Below are 21,969 nucleotides of genomic sequence, written 5' to 3' on the forward strand. Positions count from 1 at the left end.
CCCTGAGTCGGTGCTCAAGGAGGCTGTACGTGCTCTTGGACGGTGACGAGTGGCGTCGGATGTTCGATGCGTACGAACGTGACGCCTGGCGGTTCGAGGCTCAGCCCACCTACACGATGCCCAGGGAAGCCGAGAACGTCGCCCGCTTCCTTCGCCGTGAGCCGAAGCCCGCCGACCACAATGCGCGCTGGCATGAACGAGTGCGCGGATACGTGGCATCGGGGCGCCATATCGGGCGGGTTCGGGTCGTCCGGCGGCCCTTGACTGACTATCAGCGGTACCAGTTCGCATGGGGAATTCCGGGGAACATAGCCTCCGGCGAAGACATCCGCGTCCTGGACGTCACGCGGAGGGACTACGGACTACCCCTGTCGGGAACGGACTGGTGGATGTTCGACGAGGGGCGAGTAGTACGTCTCAACTACCGGCCGGACGGGACACAGAGCAGCCGAGAGATGTTCGCGGGAGACACTTCCCCCTACCTGGAGTGGAAGCGGATTTCGCTGGCTCGCTCGGTGCCGTTCTCGGAGTACGTGAAGGAAATCGAGTGACCTTCGAGCCTGAGAAGGCGGATCGGTCGAGAAGTGGTCTGTCGCAATCCCTCGGCGAGCTGCGCACGCGAACGAACCTCACCTGTGCACCCGGATACGGCATCTCCGTATCGGGACCGCCCTATCCCGCTTGCGCGCAATCTCAGCGCGCCACACAGGATGCGCAATCTGCTGCAATCCCGAGGCGTGCCCGCGTCCCGCCCACGCATCCTGGATCTCCAACAACCGCAGCTGGAGGGTGACATGACGCTCAGGTTCCTCGGTACGACCAGCGACGACGGCGACTGCCCGACCTTGTACGAGATCGAGGGCACGGACGAAATCCTCGTCCAGGGCGAGCGGGAAAACGATCCCGAGCACCTCACCCAGTTGCGGGACGTCAAGGAGTCCGAGACTTTCGTCCGCGTGCCTCGCAGCCTGCTCAGCCGTTACGCGCCGAGGAGCGATGCGCCCGAACTCCAGCCGTTCGCCTCGGTCTCCGGTCTCTTTCGCGACTTCAAGCACGCCGCCTGGCGACTGGAAACGCGCAGCGGCTACGCCTCGGACCGGAACAGTCCCAAGTGGGCGCGGTTCGTCGCGGGCGAGGACATCGCCGGCGAGCCGGACAACGCCTGGCGGGAGAACGTGCGCGCACAGACCGCACTGGGCAAGCGATTCGAGCGCGTACGGGTGGTCGACCAACCGCTCACCCAGGGACAGGAGTTCCTCCTCGCGAGCGCGCCCAGCAACGTCGCCGCAGGGGAGGACATTCGCAACCTGACCCGCGCCCAGGCACAGCAACTGCGGCTGCCGGACTACGACTTCTGGCTCTTCGACTCCAAGATCCTCGCCCGCTTCGCGTTCGACGACGAGGACACCACGCTCGGTATCTACGTCACCGAGGACCCCGCCGAAGTCCTCGCCGCCTGCCAGGCCCGGGACGCCGCCTGGCACCACGCTGTACGTACCGAAGAGTTCGCCAGGCGGGTACGTTCCACCGTGTGAGCACGGACTACCAGACCGCCAGAGAAGCCCTCGGCGCGCGGCTGCGCGAGCTGCGCACCGAGGCCGGTCTGGAGGGAAAAGACCTTGCTGCCAAGCTCGGTTGCCAGCCTTCGAAGGTCTCTCGGCTTCAGAACGGCAAGCAGACTCCGACCGCCGCCGATCTGACCGAATGGGCGCAGGCGTGCGACCGACCGGAGGTCGAAGCTGAGCTCCAAGGTCTGCGAGCCGGGCTTGAGATGAAGCAGCGGCACCGCTCTTGGCGACGCCAGCTGGCCGGCGGACACCGCGGCCGCCAGGAGATCGCTGTCCGCCAGACCGAGGCCACGAAAGCGGTCCAGGGACTTGAAGTGTCGCGCGTACCAGGGCTGTTCCAGACTCCGGAGTACGCCCGTGTCATCTTCGACTCCAACGCGGAGTTCCGGGGTATCCCGCCGACCACCGAGGCTGCCGTCGAAGCCCGCATGCGCCGCCAGGAGTCGCTGTACGACCCGGCAAAGACCTTCCGGTTTCTCATCTGTGAGGCCGCCCTCTACCACCGCTCATGTCCCGCGGACGTGATGGCCGAGCAGTTGGACCGGCTGTACAACCTGGTGGGCCAGCGCCGAATCGAGCTCGGCATCCTGCCCTTCGGCGCGCAGTTGCGCCGTACTGCCCCGCACGCCTTCTGGATCTACGACCGTCGGTTGGTCATCGTCGAGACGATCAGCGAAGAGCTGTGGCTCACCGGCGAAGAAGACATCCAACTGTACGAGCGAGCTTGGGACTGGCTCGCCGAGTCCGCCGAGTACGGGGCGTCAGCACGCCGTCTGATCGGGCGGGCAAGAGCGTCCTTGAACCCCTCATAGGCAATCCACCGCAAGCCCCGCCACTGCATGCGCAATCGCGTGCAATCGCTACCTGCATGCGCAATTGCGCCGCCTAACGTCCTGGTCATGACCACAAAGCCCGCCTCTTGCGACGGCCCTTGGATGGTGACCAGTACGCCCTCCTCACGTACAACGGACGACGAGCCCGATGCCCCGCCGCTCGGCGAGCTTCTCGTACGGTCTGCGGTCGGCCTGCGCGACCGCACCGCAGCGCAGGCCCTCGTCGAAGAGGAGTTGCTGCTTGCTCGGGACCACGTCCGCAAAGTGCTCGTGACGCGGCAGGACGGTGTCATGACCTGCCGGTGGGAAGGCATGTCCGGACGTCTCTACACGCTGGAACTCGACGAAGGCGAGCGCGCGTTCCTCGGGCTGGTGTTGTCGATCGTAGGCGTGCAGCAGAGCTACCTCGCCGCGGTGGAATACCTCGATGAGCGCCGCCTGAAAATCGTGCTCCGGGCGATGATCCGGCTGGCCGACAACGATCGGATCGCCATCGGCACGCGAATGTGAACGCGCGAAGTCGGCATACGCCCTCCAATGCGCCCCGAGCTTGAAGGCACCCCCGCTGCTTTCCGCCATGTACGCGCCTTCGCCATGCGTACGGCGGGCTGGAAGATCCCTCTCCCTCTCCTGAATGCGCGACGCCCGTTCGTCGCTCCCGGAAGTGGGCTACCCGAAAATCCCTCAACCACGAGGTGAAGCAGTGCTCCACACAACCCCGCCAGCTCCCGAAAGGCCCCCGGGTCCGACCCCGCCCACCGTGGGCACGAGCGCGAAAGAGGGCAGGCGATGACCGCTGCCGTAACCACCACAACCCCCACTGGCCGTTCCCTCGTCACCAACACCGACTTCGCCATGCTCGCCGCGTTCTGCGCCGACGAGTACGGCATCGAACGTGCCGTTGCGGACCGCGTCGTGGACCAGGCGCTCGCTCTGGTCTTCGTGATGGGCTCAACGGGCGAGGGCGCCTCCATGGCCCCGTCCCAACAGGTCGACCCCGGCTGGCACACGCTCGTCCTTCACACCGACTGGTACGCCAACTGGTGTCAGGAGCAGTTCGGTTACTTCCTGCATCACCAGCCGAACAGCAAGACGCGGACCGGGGGCTTGATGACCTCGGTCGTCGGCAAGATCCGGGCGGCCGGCTTCGAGGTCGACGACCAGCTGTGGGGTACGGCCGCCGAATGCAACGCACCTGCCTGCTGCGGCGACGGCCCCTGCTGCTGACCGGCACAACCAGCCGCTCCCCAGAGGGGGTTGGTCCGGTCTCCCCGGAGCAGGGCCACCCCCTTCACCGCCAGAAACGGACCAACTTCTCGTGTCCCTGACCGAGCTGACCGCGACCAGCCGCGTCACCGTCTTCCCTCTCGAAACCCTCACCCTCGCCTACACCACCCATTCCAGCGACGAACGCGGCCTGGGCGACATCGGCCTCGTCGCCGTGGTCGACGTACTCAGCGAGGGCGAGGAGCTGTGGCGGCTGGCGCGCGACTTCAGCGGCCGTAGCAACGAGTCCGACCAGGCCCGTTGGATCCTCACTCAGGCAAACCGCGCCCGTGTGGTCGCCGCATACACAGACTTGCCGCGTGCGACCTGGACGGCGTACATCCGCCGACGTATCGACCTCGACGCACTCTTCGCCAACCACGACATCCTGCTCACCGGCCGAATCGCACTGCCTGGTTCCTGAGGAACTGGACTGCCTCACACCACCTTTGGCTGGTTTGGTGGTTAGGTTCTTCCACACACCCGGCAGGAGAGGCACCGGGACCAGTTCGACCCCGCGGCAACAGCGACTGCCCATCGGCACGGAAGACCGAGGCGGTCATGCGCGAGCAACTGGAGCGTCTCCTCCGCGAGATGGACCTCCCCTCGCTCGGTCTTGGAATCCTCCACGCCAGCGCCGAGTTCGCCATCGCGCCCTCCCCCAGGTCGATACCAATTCCCAAGCCCCACTGGTCCGTTACGCACTTATTGCACAAGAGATCTTCACCATTTCCGACCTGAGTTCATATGATGCGGAGATCAACAGGCCCGGCCAAGGGGAGACTTGGGCGGGCCTCTCAGGTTCCCGTGGGGGATTCATGCGTATACGCGTTGCGGCCGCTGCCGTGTCCGGTGCGGTTGTTCTGTCCGCGCTCGCTCTTCCGGTGGCCGCTCAGGCGTCGGAGCGTACGGGTGCGGCGGCGAAGCTCAGCTCCTTCGCCTCGAAGTCCGTTCGCTCGACGTCCGTTCAGCCGAGGGACTCGTCGGGCAACACCAAGTTCTCGCACGCCGTCATCAACGGCGGCAAGGACATCGTCCTCGGCACCACCGGCACGAAGTCCGTCACCGTCACGTACACCGCCACGGACGCGAGCGGCGTCGCCCTCACCGAGGCCTTCCTGTGGCAGGGCACCGACAGTTCGACCACCGACGGCATCACCGGCGGCCTGGGGACGGACGACGACCCCGCCTGCACGGAGACGGCGACCCAGGGCACGTACACCTGCAAGGCCGTCTTCAACATCCACCCCGCCACCGACATGAAGGACAACGGCGTGGCCGGGACCTGGAAGCTGTTCCTGGGTGCCTGGGACCTGTACGCGAACGCCAGTTACAACGACGACGTCGCCACCGCCGCGATCAAGAAGGCCTCCACCCTGACCGCCAATGCCACACCGGAGCCGGTCAAGAAGGGCAAGACCATCACGGTCACGGGCAAGCTCGCCCGCGCGAACTGGTCGACGGGCAAGTACGCGGGCTATGTGTCCCAGCCCGCGAAGCTTCAGTTCCGCAAGAAGAGCAGCAGTACCTACACCACCCTCAAGACGGTCAAGACCAACAGCACCGGCGTGCTGAAGACCACCACGAAGGCGACGGTCGACGGTTACTACCGCTACGTCTTCGCGGGCACGGCCACCACCGCCGCGGCCACAGCGCCCGGCGACTTCGTCGACGTCAGGTAAGCGGTTCGGCAGCACCTCACGTCAGTACGTCAGCACTTCGGTGCCGGGCCGCCATGCATCGCGGCGCCCGGCGCCACCCTGACGCCTGATCACATACCTACCGCGCACGATCCGGACGGCGCACGATCCCGGCGGCTGACCGGTCAGAGCTCCGGAGCCAGCAGCGTCAGCCGAAGCAGCGCCGCGACCGCCAGCGCCGACGGGACCGCGTACCACCATCTGCGGAGCCATTCCGCCTTGACGAACACCCAACTCAGGCCCGCTGTCACGGCGGTGAACGTCAGGGCGGTGCCTGACGCGAAGTTCGAGTGGGCGACCGTTTCACTGTCCCAGGGCCCCGCGGGGTCGGCCGCGTACGCGAGGAGCGTCATGTACGCCGTCACCAGGTGGCCCAGGATGAGAACGAGGGCACAGATCGCGGACGCGACACGGCCGCGCAGGGCCTGGCTCTCTCCCACGCCGGCATGGGGAATCGGGGGGCGGACAGGGCTGGTCACTGCAGGGCCTCCTTGGCGTCGTCCAGTTTGCGGTCGAAACCGCGACCGTATGCCTGGGCGGCGGGGTCCTCATAGTAGGGACCGCCGTTGTAGCGAGCGGCCAGCTCCTGCAGCTGCGCCCGGGTCATCCGGTCCGGCGGGACATCCGCGAAGCCGCTCTCCGCCTTGAGCTGGGCCAGGTACTCCGAGGAGATGAAGATGTTCTTGGCCGGGTCCTTGATCGAGTCCACTACGACGTCCCGCTGCATGTCGGTGAGGTGGTTCGGGTCGTAGCCGAGGACCTCGGCGGCGCGGCGGACCTGGATGGACATGGGGCCCATCGAGGTGCGGTCGGGATCCTCGCTGAAGGGGAGGACCTTTCGGCCCTCGTAGGCCAGGTCGTCGAGGACACCCGGGTCGCCCTCGACCTCCTGCCAGGCGATGCCGGCGACCATCTCGGGCGGCAGGCCCGCGTCCTGGGCGGCGGCCTTGATGAGGGCACTGTTGGCCGAGATGTACTGGCGGCGGCTGTCGTCGGAGTTCGAGGGCAGCCAGTAGTTGTTGCCCTCGGCGCCGGGAAGTCCGTCTATGCGGGTCTGGATGCGTGACAGCGTCTCGTTGACGACGACGTTGCCGCCCATGGTGGGGATCGAGTCCATCTTCGGTCCGGCGCCGGGGAGTTGGGCGTACGGGTTGTCGCTCGCCCGGCCGGCCTCGGCCTGCAGCGGGCCGAGGTTCTTGAGGAACTGGCCCGGGTCCGCGATGGGGCTCTGGAAGTCGGGAAGGGAACGGTTGGCGGCCCTGATGTCCGCGACGCACGTCTCGCGCGCCTCGGATTCCACGCGCAGGGCGTCGCCGTAGTGGCCGCTGGTCTGGTTGTAGTAGCGCTCGGCGTCCTCGCGGATCGCGTCGATGTCGACCGTCAGTTCCGCGAACCAGTCCATGACACCCGTGGTGGCCCGGAGGTCCTCCCACTGCCTCATGGGTTCGGCGGCCCGGGCGGTCGGGGTGACGGCGGTGGCCTCCCGGGACATCACCTCGGACAGTTTGCCTTCGCTGGCTTTGCCGTTCTTGTAGTGGCTCTTGGCGGTGGTGACCGCGTCCGCGTACGACGTGAGGGCGTTTCCCACGATGCGGAAGGCTTCCGAGAGGGCGTCGGTAAGATCCTTGGCCTCGCTCAGCCGCTTCGCGTACAACTCGCGAGCATCGCTCTGCCAGTCCACCTTCACCGCCTTGCGGAAGGCGTCGTCGGTGGTGTCGATCAGTCTGTGCAAACGCGTGAACTCGGCGGCACCGCGCCCGATGAGCGCCGGGTTCGCGTCCTCCAGGAATGCGACGTCCTCGCGGTGGGCCACGGGATCACCGGTTCCCTGGTTCGGTGTAACGGCCCGACACCAGAACGGAGTTCAGCTGCCCGCGCACGTCGCCGTCGTACTGCGTGTACGCGTTGTTCGCGGACTTCAGCTTGCCCGACAGCGCTGCCAGCAGGACGACCGCGTCCGTGTACTGGTCCTGGGCGAACCGGGCGAACGTCTCGACGTTCGTGGCCACGTCGGGGTGGGATCGGGGCACCCGGGCCATCGTGGCGTTCTCCCCGTCCATACGTCCCTCGTACAGGACTCCCGCGATCTCGATGAGCAGATGCGAACTTCCGTCGATGGAACCCGCGTTGACGGAGAACCCGTCCGCGCTACCGCCGGCCGGCCCGGCGGGCGAGCCACCCGGATCGGCCGGCAACTGGTTCAACTGCATCTGCGCCGACGGCTGTTGCCGCGCCAGCGCGTCCGCCTTGAGCTGGGCCCATTCCTCTTCCCACGACACGATTCCCGTCCCCCGTTCAGCCGTGACATCGCGCGAGCACACACACCTCGCCTCGCCAATTCTGCCACGAACAGGTCAAGGATGATCAAGAGTTGACCAAAGGGGGTCAGCGGAAGGCCGCCGAGTAAGAGATCTACGTGAACCGCCGAGACCCCCTCCCGATGGCCCCGATCTTCTGTGTACCGTCCCCCTTTGTGTCGCACGGAGATCTTTCAACTACCGTTCTACGCGCGAAGATTCACCGCAAGCAGCACGCACTCCCCACGCACCCGCACCCCCCGCGCACCCGCACCCCCTGTTCACTCCACCCCCCACTCATGGAATCCCCCCACTCACGGAGGTTCACCGGATGCTCAGCCTTGGCAAGTCCATGACACGCACCTTCGCGTCACGTCGCAGGTTCACCACCGCTCTCACCGTCCTCGGCATGCTCGCCACGGGCGCTGCCGTGCAGGCGGCCACCGTCACGCCCGCCGCCGCAGCCACCACGCACCGCGTCCTGTTCGACGACGGGCACGCCGAGGAGGCCGGGAACGCGGACTGGATCATCTCGACCAGTAAGCCCGACCCGCTGTCCCAGGACTCCTCGCCGTCCTCCGACAAGGACTGGACCGGGGCGCTCTCGTCGTGGGGCGTCGCCCTGCAGAAAACCGGGAACTACAGCCTGAAGACCGCCACCAGCGCGCTCACTTACGGCGGTTCGTCGGCCACCGATCTGTCGAACTTCGACACGCTCGTGCTGCCCGAGCCGAACATCAAGTTCACGACCGCCGAGAAGACCGCCATCATGAACTTCGTGAAGGCGGGCGGCGGTCTGTTCATGATCTCCGACCACACCGGCGCCGACCGCAACAACGACGGCTACGACGCGGTCCAGATCCTCAACGACCTGATGACCAACAACAGCGTCGACTCGACCGACCCGTTCGGCCTCTCCATCGACTCGCTGAACATCACCTCCGGCTACCCGGCCGCCATCACCGACAGCGGCAACGCGGTGCTGCACGGCTCCTTCGGCACCGTCACCAAGAGCCTCATCGCCAACGGCACCACGGCCACGATCAAGCCGGCCGACAACTCCGCCGCCAAGGGCCTTCTGTACCGCTCCGGTTACTCCGGCAACACCGGCGCCTTCTTCGCGACCAGCACCTTCGGAAGCGGCAAGGTCGCGTTCTGGGGCGACAGTTCGCCGATCGACGACGGCACCGGCCAGTCCGGCAACACGCTCTACGACGGCTGGAACGACACCGGCGCCACCAACGCCGCCCTCGCCCTCAACGCCACGGAGTGGCTCTCCTCGTGAGCCACGGGGTGCGCGGACCCAGGGTGCCCCAACCTCGGGTCCGCACACCCTCACAGCGTCGGAGCCATCAGCGTCAACCGCAGAAGTGCCGCTCCCGTCAACACCGTCGGGATCGCGTACCACCACCTGCGCAACCACTCCGCCTTGGTGAAGACCCACGTCAGGCCGGCCGTTGCGGTCGCCACGCGATGAAAGTGACGTACGCCGTCGCCGTATGGGCCACGGTCAGGGCGAAGCCGCACGCCACAGAACCAACCCCGATCGTCCGGACGGGGCCGGGAGACGTGACAGGCCTCGACTCAGTTTCAGTGCCTCGCAGGGACCGCACGTTAGCCTCGGTGGCGATATCCGGTCAGCTCGGTTTCATCGGTCCCAGGAGGCACATCATGGCCAAGGTTCCCAGCGTTCCCAGCGCGGTGGTCGCCGCGAGTGGGCTTGTCGGTGGGTACGGCGTGGCCCGCTGGACCAGGAAGCGGCAACTCGGCGGGGTCGTACTCGCCGTGGCCGGGGTCACCGCCGCGCAGCAGTGGCGGCAGCAGGCCGGTGGCAAGGCGGCCGGGGCGCTCACCGTCGCCTACGTGGCCGCGTTCGCCGGGTCCCATCCGCTGGCCAAGAAGGTGGGCGCCTGGCCCGCCGTCTTCGGGGTCGCCGGCGCCGTCGCCCTCGCGTCCTGGGCTGTCGCCGACCGGCGCGCGTGACTCAGCCGGTCACCGGAGCATCTGACTCACCCGATTCACCCGGCGCCCCAACTCACCCGTCCTCAACGCCCGGTCGGTGCCCCAGCACATTCACGACCCGCCCGCCCGGATCCCGTACGAAGAACCGCCGTACCCCCCACTCCTCGTCCCGCAGCTCGCGCACGATCTCCGCGCCCGAGGCGGCGACCTCGGCCCACACCGCGTCGACGTCCTCGACCTCCACGCTCAGGTCGGGGACGACAGGGGCGGTGCGTTCCTCCGTGAGGAAACTGATCTGGGCGGTGGGGTTGGACGGGGACGCCAGGGTCATCACCCAGCCCTGGTTCATGACTTCCTCGAAGCCGAGGAGGCCGTAGAAGTCGGCGTTCGTCCTCATCGAGTCCTCGCCGTCTCCCGCCACCTGGAAGTCGGGGACGATCCTGCGGATGCTCATCGGGTACGGCTCCTCACGATCGGTGGGCGGCGCACAGTAAGCCGTCGGTCGAGTCCTCCCCGCCGCGCGGCCTGAAGCAGCGTCCCACCGTCGCCGCGACGAGCGCGCCCGCCGCGATCACCAGCGTCGCGAACGCCCACTCCAGCGGCTGTTCCGACTCGAACGACACGTACATCTGCACCGCCGGCGGCACGGCCACCAGCAGCAACGGCCAGGCCAGGTCGTCCCTACGGCCGAAGTAGCCCGACAGGAGCAGCAGGATCACCGCGAGCGCCACCCCGCCGCCACCGGACGCCTCGTCCGACACCGGCACCGATCCCGACGGGACGCAGATGACGTACGCCGCCGTCGCGAGGACGGCGCCGAGTGTGCGGGTCAGCCAGCGTTCCGGCCAGGGGCGCGTCCGCAGGGGGCTCAGCAGCTTCTCGGTCATACGTACGAGGGTTGTCCGTGGGCCGGGGCCGCGACAGAGTACGAGTACTCAGATCCGCGAGACGCGTCCTGGCGGCCCGCCCCATCACGCCGGGCGAACCGTGGCCCCGGACACCTTGGCCGAACTCCCCGAACTCCCCGGATCCACCGCCGTCAACGGCCGGGCGACGTCCTCCAGCGACTGCCGCTCCGCCCGTACCGCCAGCACCGCCGCCACCAGCCCCGCCGCACACATCAGCCCCGCCCCGATCTGGAACGCGAGCACCGTGTCGCCGACCTTGCCCGTCCCCGTGAGGTCCGCGAAGAGCAGCGGGCCGCTGATGCCGCCGGCCGCCGTGCCGAGGGCGTAGAAGAAGGCGATCGACATGGCCCGGGTCTCCATCGGGAAGATCTCCGAGACCGTCAGGTACGCGCTGGACGCGCCCGCCGACGCGAAGAACAGGACCGCGCACCAGCACGCCGTCATCGTGGCCGCGCTCAGTGAACCCCGGTCGAACAGCCACGCCGTGCCGAACAGCAACAGCCCCGAGAGCAGGTACGTCGACGAGATCATCACCCGGCGACCGACCGTGTCGAACAGCTTGCCCAGCAGCAGCGGGCCCATGAAGTTGCCGACCGCGATGACCGCGAAGTAGTAACCGGTGTTGCCCGTCGGCACGTTGAAGAACTTCGTCAGGATCGCGCCGAAGCCGAAGGTGATCGCGTTGTAGAGGAACGCCTGGCCGATGAAGAGGGAGAAGCCGAGCGTCGCGCGCTTGGGGTAGTCGCGGAAGATCGTGCGGGCGATCTCCGCGAACGAGACGCTCTTGCGCTGGTGGATGGTGATCTCGCCCTCGGCAGGCGGCAGTTCGTGGCCCTGCTCCACCTCGATCCGGCGCTCGATCGAGGTCACCACCTCGTCCGCCTCCCGGTCCCGGCCGTGGATCAGCAGCCAGCGTGGACTCTCGGGCACATGGCGTCGTACGAGGAGGATCACCAGGGCGAGTACGGCGCCGAGCGCGAAGGTCAGCCGCCAGCCCACGTCCGCCGCGAAGATGCTCGTGTTCAGCGCGACGATGGAGAGGAGCGAGCCGCCTACCGCGCCCACCCAGAAGCTGCCGTTGATGACGAGGTCGACGCGGCCTCGGCAGTACGCCGGGATCAGTTCGTCGATCGCGGAGTTGATCGCCGCGTACTCGCCGCCGATGCCGAAGCCGGTGAGGAAGCGGAACGTGAAGAACCACCAGGTGGAGAAGGAGGCCGCGGTGAGCGCGGTCGCCGCGAGGTACACCACCAGCGTGATCATGAAGAGTTTTTTACGGCCGTAGAGATCGGTGAGGTGGCCCCAGAAGAGGGCGCCCACGCAGGCGCCCGCCACGTACAGCGCCGCCGCGATGCCGGTGACCTGGCCGGAGCTGATCGGCAGACCGCTGCCGGGCTCGGAGAGGCGGCTCGCGATGTTGCCGACGACCGTGACCTCCAGGCCGTCGAGGATCCACACGGTGCCGAGGCCGATGACGATCGTCCAGTGCCAGCGGGACCACGGGAGGCGGTCCAGGCGGGCCGGGATGGACGAGGTGATCGTCCGGCCACCGCTCCCGGCCGGGGTTTCGGCCGGGGTTTCGGCCGGGGTTTCGGCCGGGGTTTCGGCGCCCTCACTCGCACTGGCCATGGGGTCCTCCTCGTCGAGCGAACCCCCTCCGGGTGCCCCCGGGAATCGCCCCCTACACCCGCACCTACACCCCCACCAGCCGCGTCACCGTATAGATCAACAGCCCCACCAACGACCCCACCACCGTGCCATTGATCCGGATGAACTGCAGGTCACGGCCGATGTTCGCCTCGATCTTCCGGGTCGTGTGCTCCGCGTCCCAGCCGGCCACCGTGTCCGTGATCAGGGAGGTGATCTCCTTGCGGTAGGTCGTCACGACGTACACCGCCGCGCCCTCGACCCAGCCGTCGACCTTCTCCTGGAGCTTGGGTTCCACGGCCATCCGCGCGCCCAGCGACAGCAGCGACGCCCGCACCCGCAGTCGTAGCTCACTGCGCTCGTCCTCGGCGGCCGACACGATCATCGAGCGTACGGACGTCCAGGCGCTGGCGATCAGGTCCTGGACCTCGCCGCGGCCGAGGACCTCGCCCTTGAGGCGCTCCACGCGCGCGCGGGTCTCCGTGTCGGACTGGAGGTCGGAGGCGAAGTCGCCGAGGAAGCGGTCCAGGGCGCCGCGGGCCGGGTGGGAGGGCATGTCGCGCATCTCGGTGACGAAGCGCAGGAGTTCCTTGTAGACGCGCTCGCCGATGCGCTTGTCGACGAACCTCGGGGTCCAGCCGGGCGCACCGCCCTCGACGGCGTCCATGACCTGCTCGTCGTGCAGCACCAGCCAGTCGTGCGCGCGGGCGACGATCAGGTCGACGACCCGTTTGTGACCGCCGTCGGCGACGATCTTCTCCAGCGTCTTCCCGATGCCGGGCGCGATCTCCTGGGCGTCGGCGCGGCGGGTGATCGCCTCGCCGACGATCGCCTGGACGTCGGAGTCGCGCAGCACCGTGAGCGCGCCGCGCAGGGCCGCCGACAGCTCGGCCGTCACGCGGTCCGCGTGGTCCGGTACCGCCAGCCAGGCGCCGAGGCGGCTGCCGATGCCGACCGCGTGCAGGCGTTGTCGTACGACCTCCTCGGAGAGGAAGTTCTCGCCGACGAACTCGCCCAGCGAGACGCCCAGTTGGTCCTTCTTGGTGGGGATGATCGCGGTGTGCGGGATGGGCAGGCCCAGCGGGTGGCGGAAGAGGGCCGTGACCGCGAACCAGTCGGCCATCGCGCCGACCATGCCGGCCTCGGCCGCCGCGGCGACATAGCCCGCCCAGGGACCGGCGCCCGAGTTCGACGCCCATTTCGCGAGCACGTAGACGACGGCCACGAAGAGCAACAGGGCGAGTGCCGTCAGTTTCATCCGGCGTACGCCGCGCTGTTTCTCCTGGTCGGCGGCGCTGAACGTGGTCATCGTGCGGCGGGACCCGTCGCTCTCGGTCCCCGCCCCCGCCCCCGCTTCTGTACGTTCCATCCGCTCCACCCGTTCGCCGGTACCGTGCATATTGTCCCTTCCTGACCGACTCCCGGAACGGAACAGGAGTTCCCGCTGTCACCCGATCGGGCAAAATGGCAGGACCCTGCCACCCACCCGAGGAGATCAGTACCGCGTGACCAAGCGTCGTGCCGGGGGCGTGGGGGTGCCCCCCACACAACACCGTGCCCTACTGTCCGCGATCATCGCTCTGATCGTGGTCCTTTCCGCCGCCATATACCTCGGGGCCGCCGCGGGCGACGGAACCCGCGGCGACGACGGCAAGAACTCCGCCGGCTCCCGCTCCGGCGGCAACTCCGCCGCCCCCGCCTCGGCCGGCACCTGGGTGGGCGCCTGGGCCGCCGCCCCGGTCGGCGGCGAGCCCGGCACGGGGCGGACCGGCATGGCGGGCCGCTCGGTCCGCAACCTCGTCCACACGAGCACCGGCGGGGCGGGCGCCCGGATCACCCTGTCCAACCTCTACGGCCGGGCCCCGCTCACCCTCACCCACGCCTCGATCGCCGTCGCCGCCGCCCACAACAGCTCCGCCGCGGCCGAGGGCACCATGCGCCGGCTGACCTTCGGCGGCGCGACCTCGGTCACCGTACCGGCTGGGCAGCAGACACTCAGCGACGCCGTGCGCCTCCAAGTCCCGCCGGGTGCCGACCTGTTGGTCACCACCTACTCCCCCACCGCGTCGGGACCGGCCACCTACCACCCGTACGCACGGCAGATCTCCTACCTCGCCGACGGCGACCGCACCGAGGACGCGACCGGCACGCCGTACCGTCAACGCACGGCGATCTGGCGTTACTTGACCGCGGTGGACGTGCTGAGCAAGCAGGCGGACGGCACGGTCGTCGCGTTCGGCGACTCGATCACCGACGGGTCCACCTCGACGGAGAGCACCAACCGCCGCTGGCCGGACGCCTTTTCGGAGCGGCTGCGCACGGCCGAGGCGGCCGGGCAGGACGTGCCCCGCTACAGCGTCGTCAACGAGGGCATCAGCGGCAACCAGATACTCACGAGCCTCGCCGGCCGGCCCGCCGAGAACCAGCGCGGCCCCGTCCGCTTCGCCCGTGACGTCCTCGGCCGTCCGAACGTCAAGGTCGTCGTCATCGACCTCGGCGTCAACGACGTCATGCACGGCGGCGCCGCCGACCGGGTCCTCGCCGGCCTGCGCACCCTGGTCCGCCAGGCCCACGCGCACGGCATCAAGGTCGTCGGCGCGACCCTGATGCCCTTCGGCGGCCACCCCCGGTACTCGGCGGCCCGGAACGCGGTACGCCAGACGGTCAACGCGGCGATCAGGAGCGGCACGGTCTACGACGCCGTCGTCGACTTCGACAAGGCGCTGCGCGACCCGTACGACCCGCGCAGGTTCGCCTCCGAGTACGACTCGGGCGACCATCTCCACCCCGGCGACCGGGGCTACCGGAAGATGGCCCGCACCATCGATCTGGCGGACCTCAAGGGCGCGGTTCCCGCCCAGTTGTGAGGCGGGCGGCGGCTCCGGCGGGTTGTGAGGCGGCGGTTCGGGCCCAGTTGTGCGGCGGTGGCCCGGTCCCCTCCCGGAACCTCAGGAACTCAGTCCCAGTCCCGGTGCCTGCGGTCCCGCCGCTCCCGCTGCCGCTCGCGTCGCTCCTCGTGCCGTTCCCTGCGCTCCTCGTGCCGGCGCCGCATCGCCTCGCGGTGCTCGTCCATGGCCTCGCGGTGGGCGTCGTGCAGGCCCGACAGGGCGTCGCGGTGGGAGCCGTAGAGCTCCTTGGCCGGGGAGCTGTGGTCCAGTTTCTGCCGGCGGCGCTCCTCCTTGAGGCGTTGCCGTTCCGCCCTCGGGAGCTTGCGTTCCACGCCGACGCCGCCCCAGAAGGCGAAGCCCGTGATGATCACGCGCGGGGCGCCCGGATCGCCCGGCACGCCTTCCTGGCTGTGGTCGAAGCCGCCCATGATGCCGATGCCGCGTACGACGACCTCGACGCCCGGCGGCACGATGATCTGCGCGCCGCCCATGATCGCGACGCAGTTGATCTCGACCTCGCGGTCCGCGAAGTCCGCCTCGCGCAGGTCGATCTCGCCGCCGCCCCAGAAGGCGACGCAGGTGAACCGCTTCGGGACCGTCCACCGTCCCTTGCGCTGGAACCCCGACATGATGGCCACCGCGGCGGTCGAGGACCCCACGCCGCCGACGATCCGCCCGGCCCAACTCCCGCTGTCCACCGCTTCCTTGACCATGTTCACCGGCGGCGGGGTGGCCCCGGCGGCCGGCAGGTCCCGGGTGATGGGCGTCAGTTCGCCGTACGTCCGCGCCTTGTACGTCGCCTCAAGACGCTCCTCGAACTCCTCCATGTCGAGGCGTCCCTCCGCGACGGCATCGCGCAGAACCTCGGCGACCCGCTCGCGGTCGGCGTCTGATGCGCGGAGCTCCGGGACTGCGTCGTCGGTCATACCGAGCAGCCTACGAGGTCACTTCCCGAAGGGCTACGACACCGCTTTCTCCGCCTGCTCGGCGTACATCTTGGCGATGACCGCCTCGATGTCCGGCTCGCGCACCGACAGATCCACCATCGGATACTCCGCCGCGATCCGCGCGACCAGCGGAGCCGCCGACTCCGACGCCGGGAACGCCAGCCACTGCCGCGGGCCCTCCACCTTCACCACCCGCGCGTCCGGCACCTCGATCGGGGGCAACTCCCGTTCCAGGTCCACCACCAGGGTCCGCTCGCTCTCCCCCGCCTCGTGCAGCCCGACGAGCGGGCCGTCGTACATCAGACGCCCGTGGTCGATGACCATGACGCGGGAGCACAGCTGCTCGATGTCCTGGAGGTCGTGAGTGGTGAGGAGGACCGTGGTGCCCTGCTCGGCGTTCAATTCCCGCAGGAACTCACGGACTTTGGCCTTGGAGATGACGTCCAGGCCAATCGTCGGCTCGTCGAGGTAGAGCACCTCGGGGTCGTGCAGCAGGGCCGCCGCGATGTCGCCGCGCATCCGCTGGCCGAGGGAGAGCTGGCGTACGGGAACGTCCAACAGGGCGCCCAGTTCGAGGAGTTCGACACAACGGTCGAGGTTCTCGGCGTAACGGGTGTCGGGGATGCGGTACATGCGGTGCATCAGCTTGTACGAGTCGATCAGCGGGAGGTCCCACCACAGCGTCGTCCGCTGCCCGAAGCACTTCCATGAACTATCTAGTCCATGTTACACTGAGTAACGAAGGACTACGTAGTGCAATCACCCTCAACTCATCTAGAACAAGCCCGTAGGGGCGATCTAACCGGCCTTAGGTTTGCCGGTTTGGTTCGGCTGTCCTTTGAGGTAAACCCCGCCCGCGACTACAGCGGCGTTGCGGTTACCGGCGCCGACATCAATAACCGCGAAGAGCAAGAGCGGGTCATCCGCGAATACATAGAGCGTCGTGGCGGAACCTACGTCTACACCTACGACGAGCCTGATACCTCGGCATGGAAGAAGAAGCGGGTCAAGCAACCGGACGGCAGCTATATCCGCCGCGTCATCCGGCCCGTCTTCGACGCCGCACTAAAGGATCTCAAGGCGGGTATCAGCCCCGGAGACATCGCCATAGATGGATTGGTCGTGTCGGTAGATGACCGGCTGACCCGGGACCACCGTCACCTAGAGGACGCCATAGAAGCCGTAGAACTCAGCGGCCGGCCGATTCTTGACGTCAGCGGTACGTTCGATCTGCTCACCGAGTCCGGCCAAGACATGGCCCGAATCATGGTGACGATGAACGGCAAACAGTCAGCCGCCACCGCTCGTAGGTTGAGAGACAGCCACAAGTCCCGTGCTCTCAGGGGCATCCCGGTAGGCGGTAACCGCCCCTTTGGGTGGGCGGAAGATAAGCGCACTGTTGTCCTCCGAGAAGCCTGGCAGATCAAGGCAGCGGCCCGGATGCTGCTAGCTGGCATCAAGGCTTCAACCATCGTGCGTAAGTGGAACGAAGCGGGCAGGCTCACCACTAAGGGCAACGCCTGGAGCCGTAGGACATTCGTCAACATGATGGTCTCGCCGCGCATGGTGGGTTACCGCGTCTATGGTCCGGCCAGCATCCCGCTGCACATGCGCTATCTGACTGACTCAGACGGCAACCCCGTTAAGGGTCAGTATGAAGCCATCTTGAATGAGCACACTTGGCATTCAGTGGTCGCCCTTCTCGCCGGGCCAGATAGGCCACCCGCTCACGAGAACATAGGCAAGCTCAAGTACCAGCTATCCGGCATCATGCGGTGTGGTGGTTGTATGAAGAAGATCTCAGGCAATGCCAAGCCTGCCGAGCGGTTCGACTACGCGTGCAAAATCAACGACGGCGGATGCGGTAAGGCTTGCGGTTCGGGTCTTGCCATTGACGCTATCGTCACCAAGCTGGTGCATGCTCGGTTGGAAGAACAGCACATCGAGATAGAAGCCGTGCCGTGGCCGAAAACGGAAGAGCTAGAAGCCCTCAACGCCAGCAAGGCAACGCTCCTGGCTCAGTACAAAGAGAACCCTGATATGGGGGCTCACATCTTCCCGGAGGTACGCAAGAAAGAAGCGGCCATAGCCGCACTAGTGAAGGAACGTTCCGCGCACACACGAAAGAACGCTCTACCAAAGCGAACCAACATGGTCGAGGCATGGCCAGACCTAGAGGTCGAGCAACGCCGGGCTATCTGTGCCGAACTAATCGAAGCCGTCATACTCGCGCCCGCAACCAAGGGAAGTAACCGGTTCGATCCGGCTAGGCTTCAGATTGTGTGGCGCCAAGAATAGCGGCTATCCGTTTGAGACGTTTGCTGGATAGGGCGGGAGCTTTGGCTAGCTGCTGCTCTATCCATTGCTTGTCGGCAGTCTCGGAAGATGATAAATTCTGGGTAGGCGTATTGCTAGCCATTTGACGATCCTTGCTTATTGGATCTATTTTAGCATCCAATACACTCAGAGGTTGGCTTCGGCTTCGACCTCCAAAAAAGACCCGTGCTCACCTCCGGGTCTTTTTTGTTGTCCAAACTAGAATAAGGATCGGCCTTATTATAGTTTCGAGGTTAAAAGTGGAATAAGAGCATGCACTTATCCACAGTGACAAGGCAACCGTTATGGGTTACATTGCGGTCATAACGGATTCGCTTAATCGACAATTGGATTAGGTTGTTCGCCATCATCCCGCTACTCCTGCCGATGGCGCCGCACCCCAGCCAAATAGAGACGCAGCAACCCCACGCCATACGGCACGAGGCTCCTTTCTCGAAGCCTGCACCCGTTGCTTCACCAGAGCCCGTAGAAGCGCCCGTAACTCCAATGCCTACGCCTGAACCGACTCCGGAACCTATCGCGCCTCCTGCGTACTCTCCGCTGCCGACAGACGATGCTAAGGCCTTCATTTACGAGCGTGAGTCTGGCAACGATCCGACGAAGTGGAACAGTACGGGCTGCTTCGGCTTAGGACAGAACTGCCCTGCAGTCAGAGGGACTACACCGGCCGTACTCATAGCCTGCCCCACTATGGACTACGCCTGCGAAGACAATTGGTTTTCAACCGTGTATCTGGCCCGGTATCACTACAGTTGGGAAGAGGCTCGGGCGTTTTGGCTGACCCACAGCTGGTGGTAGGGACATCAGCGTCCCTACCAAAAGAAATACCCCCTACCGCAATGCAGTAGGGGGCTAGACCCGTTCCCGGAAGCCAGTCGATGCAGCCTAGGCCGCGGTGGCATATCCGAGAACGGGCCGTCTATGTTGGCCGGTAAGGGCCGAGCCGATCATCGTCACGCATCGACTTCGGAGCCGATTCGATCTCGTAGTTCTTCCAGTAGAAGATGGCTATCTCGTCGGTGTGACGATCCCGCTCTTCCCTGGTAGGGAACTCCTCGGCCTTGATGTCGCCCTCAACGTATGTTCCAACGCCGAAGGTTTCACCGTCGTAGTGCGCGATACAGACGAATGGCCAGTTACCTAGGTTCCAGCCTTCCGAGCCCCAGGAGGCTACGGGGTACCAGCCGTCTTTCAGGCGAGGCATCCATTCGTACCCGCCTTCACCGTCGTTGTACGGAAGTTCAGGTAGCAAGGTGCGTCCTTAGAAAGGACCCCGAGAGGGCAGTGGGGGAGCCACTAAAGTGCCCCCTCGGGGCGTTGGACCCGGAGAGCCGACGATAGGGGGCGCCGACCCTCCGGGCGTCTATTCCGCCAGTGGCTCCACGCGCTCACGGGTCGGAGTCGAGTCAGGGACTACACGGAACTTGGAGACTTGCGTCCAGTTCTCGAACAGCCTTTGTCCGGCAGCCTCAGCAAGAGCGCGGGTGTCGTGAATGACACCGTTGCTTACCCAACGTCTGTCGGAGCCGGTCACGATGTCGACACGGAACTTAACCGGCTGCAGAAGTTCTTTGTAGTTCCCCGGTACAGCCGTTTCGTTGCCCTCGGGGTCAACATCGCCCGTGATGAACACGTCGCCCTGAATCGGGTCACAGCCTGCGTAATGGGGGTTGTGGCTCCACAAGACTTGCGTAGCACGGGGGTTGATCGCGAGGTCGCTGCCCCGGTACTCCTCATTGAAGAAGTACGAGGCCGGCGGAAAGACGAGTGGGAGTACTTCGATGTTCCCGCCCACCAAACGTTGGTAGGTATCGAGGTCTTCCCGGTCGACTTCTATCAGCTCTATTGGCTGAGCCTCATCGGCCGGTATCCAAATAACGGGAATGTCCATGTGCAACCTTTCGGTCGTAGGCCCGCTATTTAAGTTAAACGATCTTGGAATAATTGCAAGGGCAACAAAAAAGAGCCGCCTATTTTGGGCGACTCTCGAAAGGGGATAGAGCTGACTCGGCACGAAGCTCAACACAGGGAAAAGATACAATCCTTACCACCAGTAGAAGGGTCGGAATACCTTCTACTCACTCAATATAACACAAGCTATTTCTTGGAGTTTTCCACACCCGATCGCAGGGCACTTAAACCAGCGGCAGCTATTAAGGCATCAATTGTCTCGGGCGTGAAGTGTCCGCCAGAGTGCCAAAGGTTATAGAGCCCGAACAATACTGCAATGATGTGTGTCTTATATCCACGTAGGAACTCCCACACGCTCTTGTTATCATTGGAGGGATTAACTTGAGGTGAAGGCAATGGATTGGTTGAAGTTGGTAACGGATTGGTCGGCGTGCTCGATACTGCTGCTGGCACTGGTTGAACCGGCTCTGATTCTGGCGTCGTCTGTGGCGCTGGTGGTTGTATGCTATCGACGACTGGCGCGACGGGAACACTGAAAGGGACACCGGCATATAGGTCCCATTGTTCTGCTGTCAGATAGACAATGTCGCAGTCTAAGTCTCCGGCATAACCGCCGAGATGACCCTTTGATGTCCACTGCCACATGAAGTAGAACGGCCAATAGACGGAGACTGGCATCTCGCCGGCGTGGCTCATGTCGTAGTTATTGTCGATCTCGTAGTCAGAGTACTTGGCCATTATGAGGCCGAAGTCCTCCGCCACGACCGGCGCCCAGTTGTACGAGTTCTCCACGTACTCGGACATGTAGATAGCTGGCTTGTAGCCAATGAGAGCTTCTACGCGCTCCAAGAACTTCTTAGCCCAGTCGACGTACTCAACACCGTCACCCTCCCAGTCCAGGACGAAGATGGCATCCCGGATATAACCCTTGCAGTTCTCAACGAACCAATTGGCCTCAGCTACAGCATCATTGCCGTCAGCATAGTGATAGACGGCACGCTTCTTTCCGGCAGCCTTAGCCTGTTGGAAGTGAGCCTCGCAGGCAGGGTTGACGTAACTAACACCTTCCGTCGCCTTAATCATGACGAAGTCGTAGCTAACATTGCTGAGATTCAAGTCAGCCTGATATGAACTTACATCGATGCCGTTAAGCGCCATTACTGTTTCCTATTATGGTTCTCATTATGCACTTACTGTCGCCAGGATCAACGTCGACCCTTAAGCAAGCGGTCCGCAATGACGTACAAGGCTAGGACAGCGCTAGCAGAGAAGATAAGCGTCAGGACGTTTGAGATGGCATACAGGACACCGAAGAGTGTTGGCTGTGCCCGGACGACCCCGCCAAGAATGACCGCCAAGTCTATTGCGATTGGAATGACGTTACCAAGCCCGATGACTACTGCTAGGGCCAACAGGACCAACCGGCCGGTCTGTAACTCCGGATTGGGCTTAGCACGGAGTATCTTGATTTGGCGCCCCAGTACAAGCAGTGTCACCGCCAGGGCGATGACATGGCCGGATAGCAATACCGCGGCCAAGAGCTTAGCGTCCATGTTCATCACCTCCCGCAGTTCTTAATATGGTTAGCGTAATATGATTCTCATCAAATTGCGAATTAAGCCTATCCGCTCCGCTCTGCGCGGCGCTTGCAGCTTCATGTAGGCGCCGTTTAGCGTCCCTTACAACGAGGTCGACCGGTGGACTT

At 65.4% G+C, this 21,969-nt stretch carries 23 protein-coding genes and 2 pseudogenes; 11 read left to right on the plus strand and 14 right to left on the minus strand.

What is annotated here, in order from left to right; genetic code table 11:
• Nucleotides 1-29: 29 nt before the first annotated feature.
• From ACFWP5_RS08615 to ACFWP5_RS08645, 7 genes are all read left to right on the plus strand, one after another.
• Nucleotides 30-551, plus strand: a complete 522-nt coding sequence (locus ACFWP5_RS08615) for a DUF6879 family protein (protein ID WP_384152345.1) — start codon at nt 30-32, stop codon at nt 549-551.
• A 243-nt stretch (nt 552-794) separates the two neighbouring features.
• Entirely contained in the window at nt 795-1,535 is a 741-nt protein-coding gene (locus ACFWP5_RS08620) for a DUF6879 family protein (protein WP_384152348.1), read from the plus strand.
• On the plus strand, nt 1,532-2,380 hold the full coding sequence (locus ACFWP5_RS08625; RefSeq protein WP_384152351.1) for a helix-turn-helix domain-containing protein: 849 nt from the start codon (nt 1,532-1,534) through the stop codon (nt 2,378-2,380). Before ACFWP5_RS08620 ends, ACFWP5_RS08625 begins: the two co-directional genes overlap by 4 nt.
• 87 nt (nt 2,381-2,467) lie before the next feature.
• Nucleotides 2,468-2,911, plus strand: coding sequence for a hypothetical protein (locus ACFWP5_RS08630; protein WP_384152354.1), 444 nt, complete (start codon nt 2,468-2,470; stop codon nt 2,909-2,911).
• A 279-nt stretch (nt 2,912-3,190) separates the two neighbouring features.
• Complete coding sequence (locus ACFWP5_RS08635; protein ID WP_384152357.1) at nt 3,191-3,628, plus strand: hypothetical protein; 438 nt, start codon at nt 3,191-3,193, stop codon at nt 3,626-3,628.
• Between the two features lie 91 nt (nt 3,629-3,719).
• Nucleotides 3,720-4,091 (plus strand): hypothetical protein, encoded by a 372-nt coding sequence (locus ACFWP5_RS08640; RefSeq protein WP_384152360.1) that lies wholly within the window; start codon nt 3,720-3,722, stop codon nt 4,089-4,091.
• A gap of 394 nt (nt 4,092-4,485) precedes the next feature.
• Nucleotides 4,486-5,349 carry a hypothetical protein gene (locus ACFWP5_RS08645; protein ID WP_384152363.1) on the plus strand — a complete coding sequence of 288 codons (864 nt, stop codon included), beginning with the start codon at nt 4,486-4,488 and terminating at the stop codon, nt 5,347-5,349.
• A gap of 143 nt (nt 5,350-5,492) precedes the next feature.
• Here the strand turns inward: ACFWP5_RS08645 and ACFWP5_RS08650 are convergent, their stop codons facing one another.
• The 3 genes from ACFWP5_RS08650 to ACFWP5_RS08660 are packed head-to-tail and all read right to left on the minus strand — an operon-like array spanning nt 5,493 to nt 7,646.
• Complete coding sequence (locus ACFWP5_RS08650; protein WP_384152366.1) at nt 5,493-5,807, minus strand: hypothetical protein; 315 nt, start codon at nt 5,805-5,807, stop codon at nt 5,493-5,495.
• 35 nt (nt 5,808-5,842) lie between these two features.
• A complete protein-coding gene (locus tag ACFWP5_RS08655; protein WP_384152369.1) occupies nt 5,843-7,180 on the minus strand; it encodes a hypothetical protein in 1,338 nt (445 codons plus the stop codon).
• A gap of 4 nt (nt 7,181-7,184) precedes the next feature.
• Complete coding sequence (locus tag ACFWP5_RS08660) at nt 7,185-7,646, minus strand: hypothetical protein (protein ID WP_384152372.1); 462 nt, start codon at nt 7,644-7,646, stop codon at nt 7,185-7,187.
• A gap of 370 nt (nt 7,647-8,016) precedes the next feature.
• On the opposite strand from ACFWP5_RS08660, the pseudogene ACFWP5_RS08665 reads away from it, so the two are divergent.
• Nucleotides 8,017-8,943 (plus strand): annotated as a pseudogene (locus ACFWP5_RS08665) (hydrolase); the annotation flags it as partial.
• A 56-nt stretch (nt 8,944-8,999) separates the two neighbouring features.
• On the opposite strand, the gene ACFWP5_RS08670 reads toward ACFWP5_RS08665, so the two are convergent.
• Nucleotides 9,000-9,134 (minus strand): hypothetical protein, encoded by a 135-nt coding sequence (locus tag ACFWP5_RS08670; RefSeq protein ID WP_384152375.1) that lies wholly within the window; start codon nt 9,132-9,134, stop codon nt 9,000-9,002.
• Between the two features lie 201 nt (nt 9,135-9,335).
• Here ACFWP5_RS08670 and ACFWP5_RS08675 point away from each other — a divergent pair, with 201 nt between their 5' ends.
• The gene (locus tag ACFWP5_RS08675; RefSeq protein ID WP_384152377.1) at nt 9,336-9,647 is read left to right on the plus strand and encodes a hypothetical protein; all 312 of its coding nucleotides are present in this window, start codon (nt 9,336-9,338) and stop codon (nt 9,645-9,647) included.
• 52 nt (nt 9,648-9,699) lie between these two features.
• Here ACFWP5_RS08675 and ACFWP5_RS08680 read toward each other — a convergent pair whose 3' ends face one another.
• From ACFWP5_RS08680 to ACFWP5_RS08695, 4 genes are all read right to left on the minus strand, one after another.
• Entirely contained in the window at nt 9,700-10,080 is a 381-nt protein-coding gene (locus ACFWP5_RS08680; RefSeq protein WP_384152380.1) for a VOC family protein, read from the minus strand.
• Between the two features lie 13 nt (nt 10,081-10,093).
• A complete protein-coding gene (locus ACFWP5_RS08685; protein WP_384152383.1) occupies nt 10,094-10,513 on the minus strand; it encodes a hypothetical protein in 420 nt (139 codons plus the stop codon).
• A gap of 84 nt (nt 10,514-10,597) precedes the next feature.
• Nucleotides 10,598-12,163, minus strand: coding sequence for an MFS transporter (locus ACFWP5_RS08690; protein ID WP_384152386.1), 1,566 nt, complete (start codon nt 12,161-12,163; stop codon nt 10,598-10,600).
• Nucleotides 12,164-12,227: 64 nt separating this feature from the next.
• Nucleotides 12,228-13,580, minus strand: coding sequence for a DUF445 domain-containing protein (locus ACFWP5_RS08695; RefSeq protein WP_384152389.1), 1,353 nt, complete (start codon nt 13,578-13,580; stop codon nt 12,228-12,230).
• Between the two features lie 106 nt (nt 13,581-13,686).
• On the opposite strand from ACFWP5_RS08695, the gene ACFWP5_RS08700 reads away from it, so the two are divergent.
• Complete coding sequence (locus ACFWP5_RS08700; protein ID WP_384152392.1) at nt 13,687-15,048, plus strand: SGNH/GDSL hydrolase family protein; 1,362 nt, start codon at nt 13,687-13,689, stop codon at nt 15,046-15,048.
• Nucleotides 15,049-15,137: 89 nt separating this feature from the next.
• Here ACFWP5_RS08700 and ACFWP5_RS08705 read toward each other — a convergent pair whose 3' ends face one another.
• Together ACFWP5_RS08705 and ACFWP5_RS08710 are read right to left on the minus strand one after the other, a co-directional pair.
• Complete coding sequence (locus ACFWP5_RS08705; protein WP_384152395.1) at nt 15,138-15,995, minus strand: DUF1707 domain-containing protein; 858 nt, start codon at nt 15,993-15,995, stop codon at nt 15,138-15,140.
• A gap of 33 nt (nt 15,996-16,028) precedes the next feature.
• A pseudogene (locus ACFWP5_RS08710) lies at nt 16,029-16,715 on the minus strand (ATP-binding cassette domain-containing protein); the annotation flags it as partial.
• A 123-nt stretch (nt 16,716-16,838) separates the two neighbouring features.
• On the opposite strand from ACFWP5_RS08710, the gene ACFWP5_RS08715 reads away from it, so the two are divergent.
• Nucleotides 16,839-18,314 (plus strand): recombinase family protein, encoded by a 1,476-nt coding sequence (locus ACFWP5_RS08715; protein ID WP_384152398.1) that lies wholly within the window; start codon nt 16,839-16,841, stop codon nt 18,312-18,314.
• A 958-nt stretch (nt 18,315-19,272) separates the two neighbouring features.
• On the opposite strand, the gene ACFWP5_RS08720 is transcribed toward ACFWP5_RS08715, so the two are convergent.
• The 4 genes from ACFWP5_RS08720 to ACFWP5_RS08735 form a co-directional block, all read right to left on the minus strand.
• On the minus strand, nt 19,273-19,605 hold the full coding sequence (locus ACFWP5_RS08720; protein WP_384152401.1) for a hypothetical protein: 333 nt from the start codon (nt 19,603-19,605) through the stop codon (nt 19,273-19,275).
• A 111-nt stretch (nt 19,606-19,716) separates the two neighbouring features.
• On the minus strand, nt 19,717-20,244 hold the full coding sequence (locus ACFWP5_RS08725) for a hypothetical protein (protein ID WP_384152404.1): 528 nt from the start codon (nt 20,242-20,244) through the stop codon (nt 19,717-19,719).
• A 206-nt stretch (nt 20,245-20,450) separates the two neighbouring features.
• Nucleotides 20,451-21,422 carry a GH25 family lysozyme gene (locus ACFWP5_RS08730; protein ID WP_384152407.1) on the minus strand — a complete coding sequence of 324 codons (972 nt, stop codon included), beginning with the start codon at nt 21,420-21,422 and terminating at the stop codon, nt 20,451-20,453.
• 47 nt (nt 21,423-21,469) lie between these two features.
• Nucleotides 21,470-21,817 carry a hypothetical protein gene (locus ACFWP5_RS08735; protein ID WP_384152410.1) on the minus strand — a complete coding sequence of 116 codons (348 nt, stop codon included), beginning with the start codon at nt 21,815-21,817 and terminating at the stop codon, nt 21,470-21,472.
• Nucleotides 21,818-21,969: the final 152 nt, after the last annotated feature.

Source organism: Streptomyces sp. NPDC058469, from assembly GCF_042721125.1.
Classification (GTDB): Bacteria; Actinomycetota; Actinomycetes; order Streptomycetales; family Streptomycetaceae; genus Streptomyces.